This window comes from Arthrobacter sp. TS-15, assembly GCF_006964045.1.
Classification (GTDB): domain Bacteria; phylum Actinomycetota; class Actinomycetes; order Actinomycetales; family Micrococcaceae; genus Arthrobacter.
Genome location: NZ_SDXQ01000045.1, coordinates 13,619 through 34,727 on the forward strand (window position 1 = coordinate 13,619; position 21,109 = coordinate 34,727).

The 21,109-nt window shown below is 63.5% G+C and carries 16 protein-coding genes and 1 pseudogene; 6 read left to right on the forward strand and 11 right to left on the reverse strand.

Annotated elements, in window-relative coordinates; genetic code table 11:
* Positions 1 to 3: 3 nt before the first annotated feature.
* A complete protein-coding gene (gatC, locus tag EU811_RS18430) occupies positions 4 to 300 on the reverse strand; it encodes an Asp-tRNA(Asn)/Glu-tRNA(Gln) amidotransferase subunit GatC (RefSeq protein WP_017199363.1) in 297 nt (98 codons plus the stop codon).
* A 141-nt stretch (positions 301 to 441) separates the two neighbouring features.
* Between gatC and EU811_RS23565 the strand changes: the two genes are divergently transcribed.
* The 3 genes from EU811_RS23565 to EU811_RS18440 all read left to right on the forward strand — a co-directional run bounded on the left by EU811_RS23565 (position 442) and on the right by EU811_RS18440 (position 3,121).
* The gene (locus tag EU811_RS23565; RefSeq protein ID WP_160147660.1) at positions 442 to 603 is read left to right on the forward strand and encodes a hypothetical protein; all 162 of its coding nucleotides are present in this window, start codon (positions 442 to 444) and stop codon (positions 601 to 603) included.
* Between the two features lie 62 nt (positions 604 to 665).
* On the forward strand, positions 666 to 2,588 hold the full coding sequence (locus tag EU811_RS18435; protein ID WP_142939761.1) for an alpha/beta hydrolase: 1,923 nt from the start codon (positions 666 to 668) through the stop codon (positions 2,586 to 2,588).
* Positions 2,589 to 2,662: 74 nt separating this feature from the next.
* Complete coding sequence (locus EU811_RS18440; protein ID WP_142939762.1) at positions 2,663 to 3,121, forward strand: hypothetical protein; 459 nt, start codon at positions 2,663 to 2,665, stop codon at positions 3,119 to 3,121.
* A 190-nt stretch (positions 3,122 to 3,311) separates the two neighbouring features.
* On the opposite strand, the gene EU811_RS18445 is transcribed toward EU811_RS18440, so the two are convergent.
* Complete coding sequence (locus EU811_RS18445) at positions 3,312 to 4,814, reverse strand: CitMHS family transporter (protein ID WP_142939763.1); 1,503 nt, start codon at positions 4,812 to 4,814, stop codon at positions 3,312 to 3,314.
* Between the two features lie 198 nt (positions 4,815 to 5,012).
* Between EU811_RS18445 and EU811_RS18450 the strand changes: the two genes are divergently transcribed.
* On the forward strand, positions 5,013 to 6,713 hold the full coding sequence (locus tag EU811_RS18450; protein WP_142939772.1) for a sensor histidine kinase: 1,701 nt from the start codon (positions 5,013 to 5,015) through the stop codon (positions 6,711 to 6,713).
* Positions 6,706 to 7,365 carry a response regulator gene (locus tag EU811_RS18455; RefSeq protein ID WP_142939764.1) on the forward strand — a complete coding sequence of 220 codons (660 nt, stop codon included), beginning with the start codon at positions 6,706 to 6,708 and terminating at the stop codon, positions 7,363 to 7,365. Before EU811_RS18450 ends, EU811_RS18455 begins: the two co-directional genes overlap by 8 nt.
* Before the next feature lie 69 nt (positions 7,366 to 7,434).
* Here EU811_RS18455 and EU811_RS18460 read toward each other — a convergent pair whose 3' ends face one another.
* Positions 7,435 to 7,815: a RidA family protein gene (locus EU811_RS18460; RefSeq protein ID WP_024820219.1), complete on the reverse strand. Its 381-nt coding sequence runs from the start codon at positions 7,813 to 7,815 to the stop codon at positions 7,435 to 7,437.
* Positions 7,816 to 7,872: 57 nt separating this feature from the next.
* Positions 7,873 to 8,385 carry a GNAT family N-acetyltransferase gene (locus EU811_RS18465; protein ID WP_142939765.1) on the reverse strand — a complete coding sequence of 171 codons (513 nt, stop codon included), beginning with the start codon at positions 8,383 to 8,385 and terminating at the stop codon, positions 7,873 to 7,875.
* A 296-nt stretch (positions 8,386 to 8,681) separates the two neighbouring features.
* Here EU811_RS18465 and EU811_RS18470 point away from each other — a divergent pair, with 296 nt between their 5' ends.
* Positions 8,682 to 10,049 carry an LLM class flavin-dependent oxidoreductase gene (locus EU811_RS18470; RefSeq protein ID WP_142939766.1) on the forward strand — a complete coding sequence of 456 codons (1,368 nt, stop codon included), beginning with the start codon at positions 8,682 to 8,684 and terminating at the stop codon, positions 10,047 to 10,049.
* A 48-nt stretch (positions 10,050 to 10,097) separates the two neighbouring features.
* Here EU811_RS18470 and EU811_RS18475 read toward each other — a convergent pair whose 3' ends face one another.
* The 7 genes and pseudogenes from EU811_RS18475 to EU811_RS18505 all read right to left on the reverse strand — a co-directional run.
* Entirely contained in the window at positions 10,098 to 11,306 is a 1,209-nt protein-coding gene (locus tag EU811_RS18475; protein ID WP_142939767.1) for an AAA family ATPase, read from the reverse strand.
* 6 nt (positions 11,307 to 11,312) lie between these two features.
* Positions 11,313 to 12,137, reverse strand: a complete 825-nt coding sequence (locus EU811_RS18480) for an inositol monophosphatase family protein (RefSeq protein ID WP_142939768.1) — start codon at positions 12,135 to 12,137, stop codon at positions 11,313 to 11,315.
* Entirely contained in the window at positions 12,134 to 14,425 is a 2,292-nt protein-coding gene (ligA, locus tag EU811_RS18485; protein WP_142939769.1) for an NAD-dependent DNA ligase LigA, read from the reverse strand. The genes EU811_RS18480 and ligA overlap by 4 nt, the downstream gene beginning before the upstream one ends.
* Before the next feature lie 39 nt (positions 14,426 to 14,464).
* The gene (locus tag EU811_RS18490; protein ID WP_142939770.1) at positions 14,465 to 15,109 is read right to left on the reverse strand and encodes a hypothetical protein; all 645 of its coding nucleotides are present in this window, start codon (positions 15,107 to 15,109) and stop codon (positions 14,465 to 14,467) included.
* A gap of 12 nt (positions 15,110 to 15,121) precedes the next feature.
* On the reverse strand, positions 15,122 to 19,576 hold the full coding sequence (locus EU811_RS18495; protein ID WP_142939771.1) for an FtsK/SpoIIIE domain-containing protein: 4,455 nt from the start codon (positions 19,574 to 19,576) through the stop codon (positions 15,122 to 15,124).
* On the reverse strand, positions 19,573 to 20,277 hold the full coding sequence (locus tag EU811_RS18500; RefSeq protein ID WP_141283662.1) for a hypothetical protein: 705 nt from the start codon (positions 20,275 to 20,277) through the stop codon (positions 19,573 to 19,575). Before EU811_RS18500 ends, EU811_RS18495 begins: the two co-directional genes overlap by 4 nt.
* A gap of 45 nt (positions 20,278 to 20,322) precedes the next feature.
* Positions 20,323 to 21,109 (reverse strand): annotated as a pseudogene (locus EU811_RS18505) (serine/threonine protein kinase); the annotation flags it as partial.

The window sequence follows — 21,109 nt, forward strand, 5'->3', positions numbered from 1 at the left end:
TGATTAGTCCTCATCCAGGATTGCCGGGACCTTGAAACGGTTCTCGTAAGCATCCGGTGCGCCGGAAAGCGCCTGCTCAGCCGTAAACGTGTGACCCACAACGTCCTCCCGGAACACATTGGTCAACGGAATCGGGTGCGACGTCGCCGGGACGTCCTCCCCCGCAGCTTCGCTCACGCTCTTGACCGAATCCACGATGACAGCAAGCTCAACAGCCATCCTGTCCAGTTCTTCGGCACTCATTTCGATGTGAGCCAGACGCGCAAGATGCGCGACGTCGTCACGGTTGATCGCAGCCATGGATCTCCCCTGCAAAGTTCAAATGGTTTTCCGAACCAGTCTACTTGGGTTGGGTGTGCCGGTCAGACGAAGGGGTGGTGCCCCAACTTTTTGATTCTTCATCACGTTTGAGCCCCCAGGTGCACTCCTAGATATATGTTCATGCCGGCCAATATTTTTGGTGGTGCACAGGCTGCTATTGCCGCCTATGTTGCCGGTGATGAGCAGATGGCCACCACGTCCTTGGCGCAGACCAAAAGTTTGGACGGCTGGCCCGGCGCGGGTTTGCGGGTGGAACGGTTCCGTCCGGTGCCGGTGCGTTAGGGGGCCGGGCCATGTATGAGATTGATGTGTCGGTGTTGGACGGGTAGCCGGATCCTGGGGCGTTGGAGGAAGCAGCGGTTCCGTTGTTGGAGCAGGCGCAGGGCATTGTGAATGTGGTTCAGGCTGCGGCGTCGGAGTGGTCGGGCTTGGTGGATGCATATCGGGCTCCGGAGGCGGCGGAGCTGGTGGCTGCGTTCGGGACCCCGACCCGGGTGAGTGAGGGGCTCCGGGCGGGGTTGGCTACCGTGTTTCGGGCGTTGATGGGGTATGCGGATTCGGTGCGGGAGTTGAATCGGCGTCGGGGTGTGCTGTTGGAGGAGATCGAGGATTTCCGTAGGCGAACGCGGCTGCGCCTCGGCGAAGCGGTGCCTTTTGATGGTGTTCCGGAAACGCCGTCCTTAGGAAGCAGCCATGGGAAGCCGGTGGCGCTGGAGCTCGCAGAGTTGAGGCAGAGGGTGTCTTCACTGGCGGCTGAGCATGAGCAGGCTGAGCAAGATTGCGCCAGGCTGATTTGCGCTGTGCGTCCGGTTGATGTGTCGGTGCCGGTGTATTACGACGGCGGAACGGTGACGGATTTCGCGGTGGAGCGGACCCGTTCGCGGTTGAAGGACTTGGAAAGTGCTGAAGTCGCCGGTGCTACGGGGGCGTTGGAAATGCTGGAGTTGTTGGGCACTCTCACGCCGGGCCAGTTGCTTGATTACGGCATGGCCGAGTCCGATTTCCTGCGGTCGGGGTTTTCTTCTCCCCCGCCGGTGGGCCAGGTAAAGGACTGGTGGGCGGGGTTGTCCTCAGAGCAGCAGGCCGCGTTGCTGGTCGCCGCGCCGGGGGTGATCGGGAACCTCAACGGGGTGCCGTTCAAGGCCCGGGCGAAAGCGAACCGGGTGAATCTTGATGCCGTGTTCAAGGACCCCCGGACCAGCGCGGTAGACAGGGCCGCGCTGCAGGTGATCTACGAGGCGCTCGAGCCCCGCAAGGGAAACGATGAAGATCCCGCGGCGCCGCGAAGCATGGTCTCTTTCACCCCGGACGAGAACGGCAAGCCACTCGTGGCGGTTGCGATCGGGGATCTGGACACGGCCACCAACGTGACGTGGAACGTCCCCGGCATGAAAACCACAGTGGCGGACGGGCTGGAATCCTGGACGAAATCAGCACAGGACCTATATAGGGGGCAGGAGCGTGCCCTCGAAATACAGGACGACCACCCGGGCGTGGCTGTTGTGTCGTGGGTTGGCTATGACAGCCCGGAAGAACCGCCCAGTGCCGAGGTGTTGTCGACCGAACTGGCCAAGGCCGGCGGCGCCAAACTGGCCGCCGCGCTGGATGGCTTCACCGAAACCCGGGCGAGTGAATCTGTCGATGTCAACCCGCCGAGCTTGAACGTGGTGGCCCACTCCTACGGGACCACCACGGCCTCGTACGCGCTGAAAGCACTCAAGCATGCGGTGGCGATGGCGACGTTCTTCGGGTCTGCAGGTATTGAGTGGCGGGAGATCGGCTCGGCCGCTGACCTGCACGTGGCCAAAGACCCGGCCGGGAAACCCGAGGTGTATGTGACCGCGGCCAGCGAGGACCGGGTCGCCCCGTTGGGGATCGTCGGCAGTGGGCTGAGAGGCCGGGAAGGTCGGTGGGATCCAGCCGATGACTGGTTCGGGGGCAAAATCTTTTCCTCAGAGGGCGGCTACGACCCCGACACGGGCAAGGTTTACAAGAGAACGGCAGGGCACGACGCCAAAGGCTGGGCGGTCGACGGTAGCGGCGACACCGTCTTCGCCGCCACTACCGGTCACGGCTACCTGGACCCGAGGACCGAGTCCGGTCACAACATTGCCCTCACCTCAACCGGGCGCGGCCATCTGATCAAGGAACTGATCCCGCTCCGCCACGAAGAGAAGCCCGGCTACGGCGGCATGAGCTTCCCCACAGGGCCCCTGATCGAACGCGATCTCACCCCGGAAGAACTCGCCGAGGAGCAGAGCAGATGACGACGACAAAACCCAATCGCAAAACGTGGTTGGCATGGATATTGACGGGGTGCTTGGTGATGACGGGATGCGGCATGAACTCAGCGAATGATGGTCAGCACGGCGAGCCAGGACCCGGCGAGCGAAGCGCCGAAGAGGTGTTCACAGAGTTCATGGATGCCATGGATGACACCGTCAAGCAGTCGGGCACAACATGGCCCGGGTGGGACCGTAACGACACAGCGGATTACGTGTCAGAACCTTGCGGGGTGCACGCACGTGCAGACGGCCGGCTGTATCAGCGCCAGATAAAGGGCGGGCCCGTTGACGATCCCCAGGCAGCCGTGGACAGGATGAAAGCCCACTGGGAGTCCAAGGGCTACAAGATTGAGAATATCTTTGACAACAGGGGCCCGAATACCACCGGTATTGAAATCATTGCCTCAGCTCCTAGAGGCGTCGTGCTGATCTTCACACCAACGAAGAGCGTTAGCTTCATTATGGTGATGGGTGAATGCACTGTAGACCCAGCTGCTCGAAAGAAAACCACCTAGGTGGCTACCTCATTCCCGCCCCATCCACGTGGTCGGGGGCGTCAGCTGGGCAGCACGGCGAGCCAGGACCCGGTGAGCGCAGCGCCGAGGCGGTGTTCACGCCAAATCGCGGGTCCGCCGCACAATACGCCGTTGCTGAACGGCGAATTGAAGGCGAACCCGCGAACTCGACACCTGAAGCGGTGGCTCGTTAGCCGATGCCGATGGCTCCAGTCAGTACTCCGACTGCCAGCATGACCACCGAGATCACGGCCGTGCGCCAGAGGACCTTCTTGTGGTGGTCACCCAGATCGACCTTGGCGAGTGAAACCAGCAGGAGGATGGCCGGCACCAGGGGGCTCTGCAGGTGGAAGGGCTGCCCGGTGATGGAGGCGCGGGCCATGTCCACTGCATCCACGCCGTAGTGTGCGGCGGTTTCGGAAAGGACCGGCAGGACCCCGAAGTAGAAGGCGTCGTTGCTCATGAAGAACGTCATCGGGATGCTCAAAAGGCCGGTGATGACTGCCATGAACGGGCCCATTTCGGCGGGAATGATCTGGACGAGCCACTCTGACATTGCCTTGACCATGCCGGTGCCGTTGAGGACACCGGTGAGGACTGCGGCGGCCATGACCATGCTGACGACCGCGACGATGGACGGTGCGTGGGCGATCAACTGGGCGCCCTGGTCCTTGACCTTGGGGAAGTTGACCAGCAGGGCGATCGCGGAGCCCACCATGAACACGAACGGCAGCGGGACAACGTTGGCCACCAGGACCACCATGACGGCGACGGTCAGGCCAAGGTTGAACCAGAACAGCTTGGGACGCAGCGTAGTGCGGTTGGGGTCCAGGGCAGTGTCTGCCATGGCGGTGTCGTGATCGTCCACCAGCGTGGCCGGGTCTTCAAGAACCGCGACGCCGGAACCTCCGCCGGTTCCCGGCTTGCCGGCAGTTGTAGAGACGGAGTTGCGGCCGAAGCCGAAGCGGCCAGCACCGAAGCCTGAACCCGAACCCGCGGCAACCGAACCGCCGCGGCCCGCGCCGCCGTCGAACGCTTCCGAAGGATCGGCGACGTCGCCCCAGATCTCCGGAGCGGTGGTGCGGAGACGGTTGCGTTCCTGCAGGCCGAGCAACCATGCGAACACCAGAACCACCAGGAGCCCAACGATGAGCGAGGGGACCATGGGCACGAAGACGTCGTTGACATCGAGCTTGAGCGCGGTTGCTGCGCGGGCTGTGGGACCACCCCACGGCAGGATGTTCATGGTGCCGTTCGCAAGGCCGGCCACACAGGTCAGGACCACTGGACTCATTTTAAGCCGCAGGTACACCGGGAGCATGGCGGCCGTGGTGAGGATGAAGGTGGTGGAGCCGTCGCCGTCCAGGGAGACTGCGGCCGCCAGAATGGCGGTGCCGAGGACCACTTTGGCGGGGTCGTTGCCCAGCTTGCGCAGGATGAACTTCACCAGGGGGTCGAACAGTCCGACGTCGATCATCAGGCCGAAGTAGATGATGGCGAACATGAGGAGCGCGGCCGTGGACGTCATGGACTTCATGGAGTCCATCACCATGTCGCCGATGCCGAGGCCCGCCCCGGCGAAGAGGCCGAAGACGGTGGGGACGATGATCAGCGCCAGTACTGGCGTCAATTTTTTGGTCATGATCAGGACCATGAATACCGCAATCATTGCGAATCCAAGCAAAACCAGCACGGCCGGCTCCTTACTACTGTGAATGGCGCCACGTCGGTGTGATGCGCACTACAGACAATATGGTGGCCTCCGTCACGGGCAGGGGTTTCGGGGAATTGTTGGGAATACTGCTCGTTGCGAACGTTTTGCGCATTATGCTCAGTGATTCAATGGTTCAGGAGGAAAGGAGCAAAGGTGCCGCGCAATAGCCGGGTCAGCATGCGTTTCTCCACCCAAACCCTTCTCCTTCAGCTGGGGGTTGTGCTGTTGGTGGTCCTGCTCAGCGGGACTGTCCATGCGTGGCTGGTGTACGAACGCATCGGCGCCGAAGCTGAAAACCAGGCACTAACCCTCGCCAGGACGGTCGCCGCAGATCCCGACATCAGGTCCGGCGTGCAAACCATCAGCAAGGAGGAGGGAACCCCTCCCCCGGATGTCCTCGCGGCCGGTCCCCTGCAGGCTGCGGCCGAGGCTGTGCGGTTGCGGACCGGGGCCTTGTTCGTGGTGATCACGGACGAAACCGGCCTGCGCCTGGCACACCCTGAGACGGCACGGCTGGGCGAACGCGTCAGCACAGACCCTTCAGTGGCACTGGGCGGGCAAGAAATCACTACCCGCAACACAGGAACGTTGGGGCCCTCGGCCGGTGCAAAGGTGCCGGTGTACGCGCCTGGAAGTTCTGAGACGATTGTGGGCGAAGTCAGCGTGGGCTACTCGGTTGAGTCGCTCAGCAACAGCCTTGCCCGGGACATCGTGCCCATCGCACTCACCGCTGGCGGCGCCCTGATTGCCGGCGTCCTGGCGTCCTTCCTGCTCCGGCGCAGGCTACAACGGCTCACGCTCGGTTTGGAACCGGAGGAAATCAGCAGCTTGGTCCACGACCAAGTGGCAGTGCTCCAGGGCGTTGATGATGGCGTGATCGGGATATCCGCGGACGGACGCATCTCCGTATTCAATGCCGCCGCCGCACGGCTCCTGGACATGCCCGATGCCACTGGCCAGGATTGGGCTTCCGCCACGGTTCCTCAACAGCTCAAAAAGCTCACCCAACCGGCAGCCCGGGACGCCGAAGCCGTCGAAATCGTGGCCGGCGCACGCGTTCTTGTGGCCAGCGCCCGCAAAGCCTGGCATCGGCAGGAGGACCTGGGGTGGGTGGTCATGCTGCGGGATCGTACGGAATTGCAGCAACTGACCCGCCAGCTCGACGCCGTGGGGACCATGTCCACGGCCCTGCGCGCCCAACGCCACGAGTTCGCCAACCAACTTCACACCATTGCCGGTTTCATGAGCATCGGCCAGCACGAAGCCGCCAAGGAGTACCTGGCCCGGATCTCAGCCACTGGTCCGCTGAAGTTCCCCGTAGAGCAGGCTGAACTGCTCCAGGACGCGTATCTTCAGGCCTTCGTTGGTGCGAAAGGCGTGGAGGCTTCGGAACGCGGAGTGGCCCTCCGCATCGGTCCCGAAACACTGGTCCGTGGGCACGTGGCCGATCCGCAAGACGTCACCACCGTGCTCGGCAACCTGATCGACAACGCGGTGAGTGCCGCCGTCGCCGGCTCTTCAGCGGAACGTTGGGTGGAAGTCGAACTCCTGGACGATGTCGCCGAAAACGGTGGGACCCTGCACCTCCTGGTGGGCGATTCCGGTGACGGTTTGGGGAGCCTGGAACCGGAAGAGGTTTTCGCCGAAGGATTTACGACGTCGGAACAACCGGTACGCTCGGGGGCTGGACAAGGTTTGGGGCTGGCGCTGGTGCGGCAGCTGGCGCGGCGGCGTGGCGGCGATGTCCGCGTCTTGGAGCCCGGCGGCCACGGCGGTCCGGGGGCGGTGTTCATGGCGACCATCCCCGGCGTCATGGATTCAGCGGAGCATGCGGGCACAGCGGCCGACTCAACGTTGAGGAAGGACAGCAATGGCTGAGGATTTACGGGTGTTGATCGTGGACGATGATTTCCACGTGGCAAGGCTCCATGCCGCCTATGTGGATTCTGTGGCAGGATTCATGGCCTTGGCGCCGGCGGGATCTGTTTCACAGGCCCTGCAAGCGATCCACAGCCTCCGCCCGGACCTGGTGCTGCTGGACGTGTATCTGCCGGACGGCTCTGGTTTGGACCTGTTGGGGCAGTTGGACGTCGATGCCATCATGCTGACTGCTGCCTCTGATGCGCAGTCCATCAAGGTTGCCCTGCGCCGCGGCGCGCTGGGATACATGCTCAAGCCCTTCACCGCGGAGTCCCTGTCCCAACAGCTCAGGTCCTATGCCAGGTACCGGCGGATTCTGGGCCAACAGGCCGCCGTGGACCAGATCACCATTGAACGCGCCAAACGGTCTTTGATCCCCGGCGACGTCGCACCGGCCGCGAAACCCCGTTCGGCAACCGAGGCGGCCGTCCTGGAATCGTTGCTTCCCGGCGAGCAGTATTCAGCTGCCGAGGTGGCAGAACGGGTTGGCGTTTCCCGGGCCACGGCGCAAAGGTACCTGTCCTCGCTGGCGGACGATGGCGCCGTCGAGATCCAACTGCGCTACGGAAGCACAGGCCGCCCGGAACACCGCTACGGCGTCCCCGGCTAACCCAAGTAGGTCGCATTTGTGCGCGTTTTGAGGGATCAAACGCGCACAAATGCGACTCAGTTGGGTGCGCTAGGCGGACTTTTGTGCCACGAGCTCGATTTCCACCAGCATTTCGGGATCGAGGAACGGCAGCACGTGCACCAAGGCGAGCGTCGGGCGGATCTCACCAAAGACCTCACCGTGGGCGCGGCCGGCATCCTCCCACTTGCTGATGTCCGTCAGGTACAACTTGGACTGCACAACGTCCTCGTAGGAGAAGCCGGCGTCTTCCAGGACAGCACCGAGCTTCTCAAGGATGTACTTGGTCTGGGAGTAGAAGTCATTTCCCACAATTCCCTCCGGCCCGGAAGCTGCCGTGGCGGAGATGAAAAGAGTGTTGTCCACCTGGACTGCACGGGAGTAGCCAAGGGTCTGTTCCCAGACCGAGCCCGTGCCGAATGTCTTGCGCATGCCGCGCCTTTCCTGTCGTTTCGCCCGGTCCGGTGACCGGCGTTTACGAAGGAAACTTTATGACTGCGGGAGGTCCAGCCGGTAAACGAACAGCTTTATGTCGGTGCCGGGGACAAACCAGTCACGGTGCGGGGCACGGTCAAAGCCTGTCCTCGCATAGAGGGCGTTGGCGCTTTCCCACGTGGCGCCGGTGGTCAAAGATACGGCTTTAATTCCGTCCATGGCCTTGGCTTGGTCGACGACGGCCTGCACCAAGGCGCGGCCCGCACCTGAGCGCTGGACTGCCGGATCCACTACGAGGGTACGGAGTTCCAGTTCGTCCTCGAGGCCGATGTCCGAAAAGCCGCCGCCTGCCGGTGCCGCAGTTACCGAGCCGATGACCTCGCCGTTGCGCTCAGCCACCAGGATCTCTGCGTGTTCCGCGCGTCCTGCCACGTCCTGGAGCTTCTGCAGGTACGGGTGATCGGCGTCGCCGTAGTACCCCGCGGTGACGTAAGACTCCTGCGTAATGCGGGCAACGGCGTCGTAGTCTTCGGGCAGGGCGGGACGGACGGTAATCGGCGAAAGCACCTACCAATGGTAGTGGTGCTTCACGCACCAACGGCGCCAAATGCCCCTTTCCGTGATGGAACTATCAGTCATGGTGTGAAGGCACGACGCCGGATGGCCGGTTTGCGATGCGCCAGCCACTGGCCGTCGGGCTGCTTTCGTGTTGCCTCCCGTGGCGTCGAATTGAGCTGCGTTGCGCGCGGTGAACCCCGGTTTCGTGCTGTTGCGCAGACATGTCGGGCTGCTGGCGGAGGCCTTTGTACGCGTGCTTAAGTTGCCACACCGCCAGCCAAACGTCCCGACCCCAAGGAGCAACCATGACCCCGCCAGACCGCCAACTCCACCTGAACGCGTTCCTCATGAGCACCGGACATCACGAAGCATCATGGCGTCTACCTGAAAGCGATCCCTTTGCCCCTACCAAGGTGGAGCATTATCAGCACCTCGCCCGCACAGCCGAGCGAGGAAAGCTGGACTCCATCTTCTTCGCAGACTCCCCTGTCCTGTTCGGTGAAGTGGGCCGGCGCCCTGCCGGAAAGTTGGAGCCGACGGTGCTGCTGACGGCCCTCGCCGCAGCGACCCAAAAGATAGGCCTGATCGCCACCGCATCCACTACTTACAACGATCCCTTCAATCTTGCCCGCCGCTTCGCGTCCGTTGATTGGGTCAGCGGAGGCCGTGCAGGCTGGAACGTCGTGACCACCGCCGGGCCAGATGCCGCGCGGAACTTCGGCGTTGAAGACCAGCCGGCACACGCTGTCCGGTATGAACGGGCTGCCGAATTCATTGACGTTGCCCAAAAGCTGTGGGATAGCTGGGAAGACGACGCCATCCTGGCTGACAAGGCCGAGGGCGTGTGGGGTGACGACACCAAGATCCGCACGGTGGACCACGAAGGGAAGCATTTCCGGGTCCGTGGTCCGCTGAACGTTCCCCGATCCCCACAGGGCCATCCACTGATTGTGCAGGCTGGATCATCCGAGAATGGCAAAAACCTGGCGGCACAGTACGCAGAAGCCGTCTTCACGGCACACCAGACCCTGGCCGACGCGCAGGCATTCTACTCAGACCTGAAGTCGCGCACCGCAGCCGTGGGTCGTGATCCGGAGGGCATCAAGATCCTGCCCGGGATCGTCCCAGTGATCGGCTCCACCGAGGCTGAAGCCCTCAAACTGGAGCGTGAACTGGATCAGCTCATCAAACCGGAGTACGCCCGTGAGCAACTGGCCAAGACTCTCCGTTTGTCCCCCGAGGACCTTCCCTTGGACCGCCAACTGCCTGCCGACCTGCCCTCAGAGGACGAGATCGAAGGAGCCAAGAGCCGCTACACGCTGATTGTGGAGCTGGCCAGGCGTGAACAGCTCACGGTCCGACAGTTGATCGGACGACTGGGTGGCGGGCGAGGTCACCGGACCTTCTCCGGGACACCGGAGCAGGTTGCCGATGCCATTCAGGACTGGTTCTTCGCAGGGGCAGCGGACGGCTTCAACATCATGCCGCCGGTGCTTCCTTCCGGCTTGGAGATCTTCGTGGACCATGTGGTGCCGATCCTTCAGCAGCGCGGCCTGTTCCGCACCGAATACACAGCGTCCACCCTGCGTGGGCACTACGGACTGGCTCGTCCCGAGAACCGCTACGCCGGTTCGGCGGAACAGCAGCTCACATCCATCGGATCGGCGTTCTGAGCCTGCAACATTGAGCGATCATCGCCCGTCCGATCATCGCTTGCCGCTTCAACGCTTCGGCCAGCTCCACAAAGGGCCTTCCAGCTGCCCCAAGCCCTTGATCCTGGTTTCGCCCAGGTCCTTGTAGAGCTCATGCTCATGGGCTGCACCGCTATCACGCAGTGCCTTGAGCAAGGCATCGGAGTGGGTCACCACAATCATCTGGCTGTTGGCACTGGCCTGGACAATCAGTCCGGCCAGTGCCGGCATCAGGTCCACGTGGAGGCTGGTCTCGGGCTCGTTCAGGACCATGAGCTCTGGTGGCCGTGGCGTCAGTAATGCCGCGGTGAGCAGGAGGAAGCGCAGGGTACCGTCCGAGAGTTCAGCAGCTTTCATGGGGCGCAGCATGCCGGGCTGACGGAGTTCCACGCTGAACCGACCATCGCTAACGGCGATTTCCAAGCGGCTTCCGGGAAAAGCATGATCGACGGCGGCATCCAGCTGCCGCTCGAAACCCACCTCCCGCAGTGTCTGCAGTGCGGCCGCGAGATCCTTGCCGCTGTGATGAAGCACGGGGGTTCGCGTTCCCAGCTGCGCCTGACGAGCGGGCGCCTCGGCGTCTGTGCGGAAATGGTCGTAGAACCGCCATGAGCGGACCGAGTCCCGAACCCGCAGAACTTCCGGTGCCCGGTCCTGGTCCGAGACCTCCGTCAGCATGCTCTGGAAAGTGTCCAACCTCCGTGATAGCTCAGTCCAATCGCCGTCCGGTCCGCGCAGCTTGGCGAGGCTCCCCTTGCGGTCCACCAACAACGATCCCGGCCGCGCAACGGGGCCGGAGAAAATCTGTTCCCGTTTGATTTCAGGATCCAGACTGAACGCTGAGGGGCGCGAACGGCCGGTCTCCTGGTCAAAACCGGCCCCGCTGGATGCCGGCATGCCAAGATCCACCAAGTAACCGAAGTCATCACCGGAGTAGCCCAATTTCAGGTTCACGGACTCCCGGCGGACTGTTCCCTGGACGGGGACTTCACCACGCCGCATGGCCTCGCTGATTGACTCAGGCCCGGCCCAGAGCGTCGAGGCCAACCCGCCATCCCGGGCCAAGGAGCCCACCACGTTTCCGGAATCTCCGCCGGCACACTCGGCCAACAGCCGAAGCGCCCGGTAGAGGGAGGACTTTCCACTGCCGTTGGCCCCTGTCACGATGTCCAGGCCATGCAGCTCCATGGCGAGGTCCCGGATGGAACGGTAGTTGGCGATGGCCAGTGTGCTGATCACCGGCGGTCACAAAGGGAACTTGCCGGATAGTTCAAGGGCCCCGGCGCACATCCATGATGCCAAGCGGTCTTCCGCGCTGGGGCCGCCATCAAGGGGGCTTTCCAATCGCGGCCGCCGAACCCAGCAACCTGCTTCTTCCGCAATGAGGGCCCCGGCGGCGAAGTCGTGCTCGTTGAGGCCGCGTTCGCCGTAGGCATCAAAGGTACCGTCGGCCACGAGGCAGAGGTCCAAGGCTGCCGACCCAAGACGCCGGACATCGGCAAAACCATCCATGAGCCCGGCGAGGCCTTCCGATTGGCTGGCCCGTGTGGCGGGGTCGTAGCTGAAGCCTGTGGCCAAAATGAGCCCCGTGCGCCCGGGGACAGGACCGGCAAGAGGCGTCGCCTCTCCTCCGGCCTCCATCCAGGCGCCGAGCCCGCGGGCTGCGAAGTAGATGCGGCCCAACGCCGGTGCGTGAACGACGCCGGCCTGCCAGACGCCGTCGGAATCCGCCACCGCTACGGAGGTGGCGTAGTAGACGATGTTGCGGATGAAGTTGGTGGTGCCGTCCAGAGGATCAATGGACCAGCGGTACCCGGAGGGTTGCTCCGGCCGGGTAGTGCCATGTTCCTCCCCAGTGATGGTGTCGTGCGGCCGCTCGGCAATAATCGCCTCGCGCACCGCGTTCTCCGCCGCGACATCGAAGGCCGTGACCCAGTCCCCGGCTTCACCCTTGTTAGTGGTCTCCAAACCGTCACCACCCGTACCAGTGGCCGACCGCTGCGCAAGCACAGCAGCTCCGGCTGCCGCAGCACGTTTGGCCACAGCAAGCAGCTCCTTGGCGTCCGTCATTCTGAAGCCGCTTCCGCTGATGCTTCATCCGCAGGGGTTGCTTCCGATCCAGTTTCCGCCTGTGCCGGACCCTTGGCCAGGAGCTCGCGGAAGCCGTCCTCGTCCAGCACCGGGACGCCGAGTTGCTCCGCCTTGTCCAGCTTGGTGCCGGCGCTTTCACCGGCCACCAAATAGCTGGTGTTCTTGGAGACAGATCCGGAGGCCTTGCCGCCACGGATGATGATGGCTTCCTTGGCTTCGTCGCGGCTGAAGTTGGGCAGCGTACCGGTGACCACCACAGTCAGCCCTTCAAGGGTCCGCGGCATCGAGGTGTCGCGTTCGTCCTCCATCCGCACCCCGGCAGCGGCCCAGCTGTCCACGATCTCGTTGTGCCAGTCCACGGCGAACCATTCCTTGAGCGCCACCGCAATGGTGGGGCCTACGCCATCAACATGAGCCATTTGCTCTTCCGTGGCGTTGCGGATGGCGTCCATGCTGCCAAACGCGGTGGCAAGGGCGCGTGATGCCGTGGGCCCAACATGCCTGATGGAGAGCGCCACCAGAACGCGCCACAGAGGCTGCTTCTTCGCCTTCTCCAGCTCCACGAACAGCTTCTCCGTGGTTGCCGTTGGTTTGGACGGAGACTTGGCCGTTCCCTTGGTGTAGAAGTACGGGACGAGCTCGTAGTCGCCCGTTCCCACACCCTTGGAACGCTTTTCCCTACGGATTTTGACCTCTGCCAGGTCCTCGCGGGTCAGGCTGAAAAGGCCTGCCTCACTGGTGAGGGGCGGTGTTTCCGGTTCTGCCGGTTGCGTCAGGGCGATGGCTGCTTCCCAGCCAAGGGCTTCGATGTCGAACGCCCCACGGCCCGCGAGGTGGAAGACCCGCTCCCGCAGCTGAGAGGGGCAGGACTTGGCATTGGGGCAACGGATATCCACGTCGCCTTCCTTCGACGGCGCCAGCGGCGTCCCACAGGACGGACATTCGGTGGGCATCACAAATTCGCGCACCGGTGGATCCTGCTTCTCACGCAGCGCCAGCACGGGTCCAACGATCTCCGGAATGACGTCTCCTGCCTTGCGGAGAATCACGATGTCGCCGATCATGACGCCCTTGGCCTTAACCACGTCCTGATTGTGCAAGGTGGCCATGCCAACTGTGGAACCGGCAACTTTCACCGGCTCCATCAGGCCAAAGGGAGTTACCCGCCCGGTGCGGCCCACGTTGACTGCAATGTCCAGGAGTTTGGTGTGGACCTCCTCTGGCGGGTACTTGTAGGCAGCAGCCCATCTGGGAACCCGGGAGGTGTAACCAAGTGCCCGCTGGGTGGCGAAGTCGTCAATCTTGACCACGATGCCATCGATCTCGTGCAGGAGCTTGTGCCGGCGCTCACCGTAGTCGGCAATGTATTTCAGGACGTCCTCGAACGTATCCAGCACCTTGAGGTACGGGCTGACAGGGAGCCCCCACTCCTCGAGGAGCTTGTAGGTGTCGGATTGGCTCTTGGCTTCCAGCCCTTCGCGGGCTCCGATGCCGTGGACGAACATGCTGAGGGGGCGCTTGGCGGTCTCTGCGGGGTCCTTCTGGCGGAGCGAGCCTGCGGCCGCGTTGCGGGGGTTGGCGAGCGGTGCCTTGCCGGCAGCCACCAGCGTTTCATTGAATGCCACGAATGCCTTGGAAGGGATGAACACCTCGCCACGAATTTCCACTTCCGAGGGGTATCCCGAACCACTGAGCTGCCGTGGGATCTCCTTGATGGTCAGGACGTTGTGGGTGATGTCCTCACCTGTGGTGCCGTCGCCCCGGGTTGCGGCACGGACAAGTTTCCCGTCCCGGTACAGCAGATTGACGGCCAGGCCATCGATTTTCAGTTCAGTCAGCCAGGCGATGGGCGGAACGGAATCACCGAGCTTCGCCACGGACGCCTCGGCCTTTCGGACCCACGCCTCCAGCTCGTCCAAGGAGAAGACGTCGTCAAGGCTGTACATCCGCTGCAGGTGCTCCACTGCCGCGAAAGCAGACGACACTTCGCCGCCAACCTCCTGCGTGGGCGAGTCATTGGAGACAAGCTCCGGATGAAGTGCTTCCAGTTCCTCCAACCGGCGGTAGAGTTCATCGAACTCGGCGTCGGAAACCGTGGGCGCGTCTTCCTGGTAGTAGGCGTAACGGTACTTACGGACGAGGTCCGCTAATTGCTCGTACTCGTCCCGCAGGCTCTCCGATGGCGGAGTCCCCTCCTCGGCAACGATCGCCTCGACGGCGTCCTGACGTGTGGTCTCTACCGGATCCGGATTCTCTGGTGTGCTCACAGGACTATCTTGCCGTAACCCGCCGACATTAAAGAGCCGTTAGTGTGACGAGAGCCTGTTCTTGCTCCACAGCGCAAAGGCCAGCCCTCCCAGCCCCACCACCAGAACAGCACCCAGAAGCCCGAACAGGCCCAGCATGTTGGGACCCGAAACAGAGCTCGATGCCAGCGCGGCCGCCTGCGTCTCCTTGTCTTTGTCCTTGTCCTTGTCCACGGGCGTGTTCCAGTTGGAGGATGTGCTCGGGCTTGCGCCTGCGGAGCCCGGGCTCAGGGACGGCGAAGCCGACGGCGTTGCTGACGCAGAGGCAGTTCCGGCGCTTGCGGTGGGGACGGAGGAGTTCAACGCCGGTGCGCTCGCCTGGGGTGCCACGGTGACGATCTGGGTCACCGCGGGCTGCGGCGGTACTTGGACGGGCGGCAACTCGGCTTGAACAGGAGGAGCTTGCACGGGTTGTGCGGGCGCAGGAGCCTGGTGTGTTTCCCGATCCCGGGTTGGCTCCGGATTGGGCAACGGTTTCTTGTCCTCTTCCGGAGCGGTCCCGGGCTGCGTGGGCGTTGGGTCCTCGGTTCCCTCAGTGGGTGCGCAGGAGAATTTTCCCTCGCACGGCGCCGCTTGAGCGGTGGCAACGGGTGCGATCAGCAGGCCAACCGCAAGCACGGCAGCCGGAATGAGCGAGCGTCGCATGGTGGTAGCCTCCTAGCTACGGTTTTCCGGCGGCATGGCGATCTGGAGCTTGCGTACCTTTCCACGACCCACAATGTAGCCGCGGCCCGGGATGAAGTCCTTACTGATCCGGCCAAGGGAAGTGTTGAGGAGGGTGTCGCCTTCCACGTCCCCGGGGTTAAGCAGGAGCCCGCGACGCCCGGATTTGAACGGCTGGGCCAGGGACCAGGCCTGGGACCAGGTGGACGTTTCCGACTCGCCGACCACCCACTGGTCAGCCTTGATCGCGGCGGTCACCAGGCGACCCACGCCAGATTCCGCCAATGTGTCCGTGAACTCTGTCAGGCCCTCGATGAAGATGGCCATGGTGCCAGGGTTGTCCGCGGCTTTGTCGATCAGGTCATCCACCACATCCGAGACTTCGTCCGGACCCACCAGCGACCTGCTCCAGATGTTCAGTGACGCCACGGCGGAGCGCCGGGACCCAATGTAGATGAGGTCAGTTCGCGGGTTCGAGCGCCGCAGGGCGTAGGCCAAGGTGACCAGTGCCACCGTACGTCCGGCACCTGGAGGGCCGGCCAGCAGAAGGGATCCCTTGGCAGCGATGGCCGCCGAACCCAGCGTTTCGTCGTCGACACCAATGACGGGATTGTCCGGAGCTCCGTTGGGCAGGATGTCCAAGTCCACCAGTTCCGGGAGCCGCTGGATCTGAGGCGCCTGCTCCAGGCCCTGCCGCAACATCGCCTGGCTGAGCTTGGCCACCTCGCGGGCTTGGAGCGCGAGGTTCGAGTTGCCTCCCAGTACAGCGAGCTGAACTTCAAGCCCGTCCAACAAGCCACGTCCCGGAGGTGAGGCTGCGTTGAGGACATCCTTGGGAACATCAAGGGTCATGTAGTCATCTTCGGAACTAAGACGCAGGACCAGCCTCTTCTGGATGGAAGCCAGGAGCGACGCCGGTACGGAGTTGGTGCGGTCACCGCTGACTACCAGGTGGATGCCCAGGGGGCGTCCGTCAGTTGCCAGCGTCAGGAAGATGTCCCATAGTGCGGACAAGTTGCTGTACTCGTAGGACTCACGGAAGGAAGACATGCCGTCCACCAGGATGAAGATGCGCTTTTCTTCGGGCCGGTTGGCCAGCTGCCGGTATTCGACGATGGTGGAGGCCCGGACCTCGGCAAACCGTGCTGCGCGATCATCCGCCACTTCCTTGAGCCAACGCAGCAGTCGCCCAACGCGCTCCACATCGTCGCCGTTGATGATTTCACCAACATGGGGAAGTCCATCAAGCATCTTGAGCCCTGACGAACCACAGTCCACGCCGTAGACGTGCACGGGCCCTCCGCGCGGCGTGACTGCTGCTGCGATGGCAATGCTGCGCAACGCCGCCGACTTTCCTGATCCGCCCGTGCCGTAGACGGCCATGTTGCCATCTTTGTCCGGCTCGTAGAACACGGTGGGCTGGTCTTGGTGCGCGGGGTCATCCGCCACTCCAAGCAGGAGGCGTTCATCGGTCCGGGGATTGGGAAGCTTGGAGAAGTCGTAGGTGGTGGCGAGCTCGTTCAGCCACGGCTTGCGCGGCGGTTCAATAGACAGGACGTCAGCTGCCCGGATGATGTTCCCGGTCATCCGCGCGATGTCGTTGGGACCGGCAGGTTCCTCTTCCACCTGTGACACCAAGGGCGGTTCCCACGTGGGTCCGGAACCGAACGCCATCTCCACAATGTCGATCCTGGGACGCTGCGGCTTTTCGGTGGTCCATCCGCCGGCATAACCGGTCTGGAAGCCCTGGATGCGTCCCGGACCGGTCTTCGCAGCGCCACGGCCCGGAATGGAAGGATCGAAGTAGGCCGCGGTGGGAACGCCCAGAATGTCTGTTGCGTCCACTTCGTCAGCCATGCGCAGCGCGACGCGAAGGTTGGTGTTGGCACGCAGGTTGTCTTTGATGACGCCGGCCGGGCGTTGCGTGGCCAGGATCAGGTGCAGGCCCAGGGAACGGCCACGGGCGGCCACGTCCACCACACCATCAACGAACTCGGGAACTTCCGTAGCCAAGGCAGCGAATTCGTCCACGATGATGATGAGGTAAGGGGGCGCCTCAGGATCGGCTTCCCGTTGCAGCGCCAGAAGGTCCTTGGCTTTCTTCCGGTTCAGCAGCCGCTCACGGTAGTGCAGCTCAGCGCGGAGCGAGGTCAGCGCGCGGCGCACCAGGTGCGGGGACAGGTCAGTCACCAGACCAACGGTGTGCGGCAAGTGCAGGCAGTCGGCAAAGGCAGCACCGCCTTTGTAGTCCACGAACAGGAAGCTGACGCGGTCCGGGCTGTAGGCGGCGGCCATGCCCATCACCCAGGACTGCAGGAACTCGGACTTACCGGCACCCGTGGTTCCACCCACCAGTGCGTGCGGACCCTCGTTCTTGAGGTCCAGGTAGAAGGGCTCCACACCTTTGGAACCAACCAGTGCGCGGAGGCTGCCGTTGTCCTTGCGGTTGGGCACGGCAGTGGCGTGGACGGAGTTGTTTTCCTGCCAACGCTCAGCCACGGCCTGCGGGTTGTCTATCAGTTCTTTGCCGATCAACGTGGCGTAGGAAACGGCGCGCGGAAGGTCGGAGTCGTCGTCGAGCGGGTTTCCAACATCCACCAGAGGCGACATCATGCGCGCCAACTGTGTGGCGAGGTCCGCATCAAGGCTTTCGCAGCTGACCGGGTAGGTGTGGCGGCCCAAGCGGACCTGGCCGGTGGTGGTGCCGTGGTCGCCGTCAACGGAGAGGAAGTCACGGCACGCGGCGGGCAGGGACTGCACATTGGCGGCAACCCACATGATGTGCACCCCGTAGTCGGGTCCACGTTCCACCAAGCGTGTGAGCCGGCCGCGGTCCACCGGGGTGTCGTCCTCAACGATCACCAGAACGGCCGGGACCACCGGACCCGGAAGTTCCTCGTGCTCATTCTTGAGTCCAGGACGGGGTTGCGGTCCAGGCTCCTTGGCCATGGACTCGCGCTCTTCCACGAGGCTTTCGAGTTTGGACAACAACGCGGCGCCGGCGCCGGGGCCGGCAGCCAGATGATCGCCGGAGATGGGGCTGTGGCCCGAACCAACGTGCGGGAGCCACTGCAACCAGTCCCAACGCTCACGTGAACGTGCGGAGGTCAGTGACGTGAGGACGACTTCGGCCGGTGAGTGGAGCCCCACCAGCTGGAGCACCATGCCGCGGGCTACGTCATCCACCACGCTGCGGTCTCCGGCGACGCCAAAGGAGCCCGAGGTACGCAGCTGCGAGACGATTGGGACGCCCTCAATGACACGGACCTGCGTCAGGCACTCCTGGATTTCCCGCATGTACTGCGGTTCGGTTTCGTTGGCGCTTGGTTCATCGAACTGGATGCGCGACGGTGCCGAACCCAGCCCGAAGCGGACGCCCAGGAAGTGCTGGTGCTCGGGCCTGTGGGTCCAGAGCAGGGGTCCGAGTTTGTAGATGGCGTCCACCGTATCGCTCACGGACGGCGCTTCCTGGAGCCGGACAGCACGCTCAATGTTCTGCTGCTTGTCAATGTCCTCGCGGAAGGCAAGCATGGCGGCTTTGAACTGTTTGTGGCCTTCCTTGGCCTGCCGCTTGCTCTGCATCTTGTGGTCCACATAGTGCCCCACGATGAACAACGGCATCATGGCCATGAACAGCACGGACAGCAGGTTCTGGGTGACGGCGAAGAGCACGCCACCCATTAGCAGCGGTGCCACCAGCATGATGTACGGGAAAGGCTGGTGTTCCGGGCGCTTGGGGCCGGCCGGCGGTACCCGCTTGGGCGACTCGAACCTGGGCAGTACCCGCGGCGATCGGTTGAAATCCACCAGGGGCGACGACGGACCACCACCATGATTCCGTGACAGGGCAACGACGCCCACGGATGTGTCGCCCAACGTGACAGTGTCCGAGGACTCAAGCGTCGCGCGGGTCACCGGCAGCCCGTCCATGAGGAGTCCGTTGGCGGAGTTCGTATCCACGATTTCCACGGTTTCGCCCACCGTGATGCGGGCATGGCGCTTGGAGGTCAGCGGGTCCGACAACCGGATGTCGGCGTCCCGGTCCCGGCCGATGTAGCTGGTGCCGAAAGGCAGCGAAAATTCCCGTCCGACGTCGGGCCCTGACATCACGCGCAACGTCGCCGCTGCCGGTCCCCGGCTATTGCCGTTCGCGTGGCCGTTGGACGCGAACTGCTCGCTGACCTGCGCGAGGGAGACCTTGGACCCGGGCCGCAACCCGGACTCCAGCAGGTTGTCCGTAGGCCGCAGCACGTGCCCGGAGAGCCCGCCGCCGACGAAAGCCTCGTCCACGCTGATGGACAGGTTCGACGGCGGTTCGGTCCCCTTTCGTGCGGGGTCGGCGGCCCACAATTCTGTAGCAATGTCAGCCACGGTGGCACGACCATCCACCGTTACGGCGAGGTCTTTTGCTTCCGCAGGGTCACGCCGCAAGGTCAGGCGGAACTTCATCCTTCGTCGACTCCACTCATTTTCTCAAGAAGATGCAGGTCAGCCGGGGTCACAAGGTGCGAGGTCACGGCGTGTTCCACCAAGCGCGCGCGGCGGTTGGTGGCAAGTTTTCCAACCCCGCCGCGCAGGCCCACTACGCCCACCCGGTCAAGTTTGTCGCAGACGTTGTCCAGTTTCCGATTGAAGCGGGTCAGTGCCCAGCCCAGTCGCTTCGCGGCCTCGGCAGAGGATGGAATGGCGCTGAAACCGGTGCCGTCGCGCCGCAACATGGGCTCGGCCAGGGCAACGATGAGCGCCTTTTGCGAATCGGTGAAGACCACGGGCCCAATGGTGGTGTCGCCCGCCTGGTCTTCGTCGCGTGCTTCATGCCGGAAAGACGGCGTCTTCAAGTGCACCGCGAACTCGTAGGTGGTGGGTCCGGCCGTGAAAATCACGTTGGTGTGGCTGAACACCAAGGGGATCCGCGCGCCGGGCGCCAACCAGGCCTGCATGCCGCCTGAACCGTCAGCCACAGTGGCGGACAGCATGCTGCCCACGTTACTGAGCCACCACATGCCGTCGTATCGGGCTATTTGCAGGAAGCGTCGGTGCAAGTACGGGTTGTCATCAACTTCCAAGTCGCCTTCGCGTCCAATATCGAAGATGTCCTCATCGGATGGTTCGTACCATTCACCACAGAAATCTATTGCTAGATCCCCCATGATCTGTGCCTCCTTGGTCGGCGGTAGTTTGATCGCATGTGCCGGCTACTCGTCCAGGCAGGCGATGGAGTCCGGCCCGCCGGGTGACGCGGAACCGTCGGAGCGAACAATGATGGCCTGCACGCAGATGGGTGGCTCGTCAAACCCGGAGAGGAACGCTTTTCCGGTTGCGGTGTTCTCGTAGACGCCTTCAGACTTGGCAGATTTGACGCGCCATTTGAACGTATCGCCGGGCATCGGCTGCGGGTTGGTCCAGGAGAAGACGATGATGTTCCGGTCCGCGGTGTCCCGTGCTGCCGTCAACCCCGCTACTTCCGGAACACTGCCGTCGCTCAAAGCATCGGCAGGCGGCTTGCTGGATGTTTCCGTGGGTGCGACCTTTGGCTGCGCCTGCGCACCCAGGACCACGCCAACCACAATGGCGACTACCAGTACCGCAGCACCTGCTGCTGCAAGCCAGAGGTTGCGCTTGCTGTGGTCTGCCGGCGGAGCGTCCTCCTGGGCCACCGGCGGGGCACCTGCGCTCGATCGGCTGACTGTTGCCCCAAGATCGTCCTGCGGTTGCGAGGGCTGCCAGCCGCGCAGGACCGTGGACTCAGCAGTGTCAGGCTCGGCCGGAGCTGCGTAGGCTCCGGGCGGCGTGTATCCAGGCGTCGCCGGAGCATGGAACCGGGGCGGGGCGGCCGGACCGGCCTGTGACTGGACAGGTTGTGAGGGGTCGCTGGAGTGCGAGGGGGTGGCGGGCTGGGGTTCGCTGGCGGGCCGGGCAAACGGCGGCGCCGGCCGCTGGGTCGGGTGCTGGGTCCCGCCCGGAACCGTGGACGGGAAAGTT

What these genes read in the sequence shown, in the direction of transcription:
- gatC (WP_017199363.1), bottom strand. Translation starts at nt 300, where the DNA reads ATGGCTGCGATCAACCGTGACGACGTCGCGCATCTTGCGCGTCTGGCT.
- EU811_RS23565 (WP_160147660.1), top strand. Translation starts at nt 442, where the DNA reads ATGCCGGCCAATATTTTTGGTGGTGCACAGGCTGCTATTGCCGCCTAT.
- EU811_RS18440 (WP_142939762.1), top strand. Translation starts at nt 2,663, where the DNA reads ATGAACTCAGCGAATGATGGTCAGCACGGCGAGCCAGGACCCGGCGAG.
- EU811_RS18450 (WP_142939772.1), top strand. Translation starts at nt 5,013, where the DNA reads ATGCGTTTCTCCACCCAAACCCTTCTCCTTCAGCTGGGGGTTGTGCTG.
- EU811_RS18455 (WP_142939764.1), top strand. Translation starts at nt 6,706, where the DNA reads ATGGCTGAGGATTTACGGGTGTTGATCGTGGACGATGATTTCCACGTG.
- EU811_RS18460 (WP_024820219.1), bottom strand. Translation starts at nt 7,815, where the DNA reads ATGCGCAAGACATTCGGCACGGGCTCGGTCTGGGAACAGACCCTTGGC.
- EU811_RS18470 (WP_142939766.1), top strand. Translation starts at nt 8,682, where the DNA reads ATGACCCCGCCAGACCGCCAACTCCACCTGAACGCGTTCCTCATGAGC.
- EU811_RS18480 (WP_142939768.1), bottom strand. Translation starts at nt 12,137, where the DNA reads ATGACGGACGCCAAGGAGCTGCTTGCTGTGGCCAAACGTGCTGCGGCA.
- EU811_RS18490 (WP_142939770.1), bottom strand. Translation starts at nt 15,109, where the DNA reads ATGCGACGCTCGCTCATTCCGGCTGCCGTGCTTGCGGTTGGCCTGCTG.
- EU811_RS18495 (WP_142939771.1), bottom strand. Translation starts at nt 19,576, where the DNA reads ATGAAGTTCCGCCTGACCTTGCGGCGTGACCCTGCGGAAGCAAAAGAC.
- EU811_RS18500 (WP_141283662.1), bottom strand. Translation starts at nt 20,277, where the DNA reads ATGGGGGATCTAGCAATAGATTTCTGTGGTGAATGGTACGAACCATCC.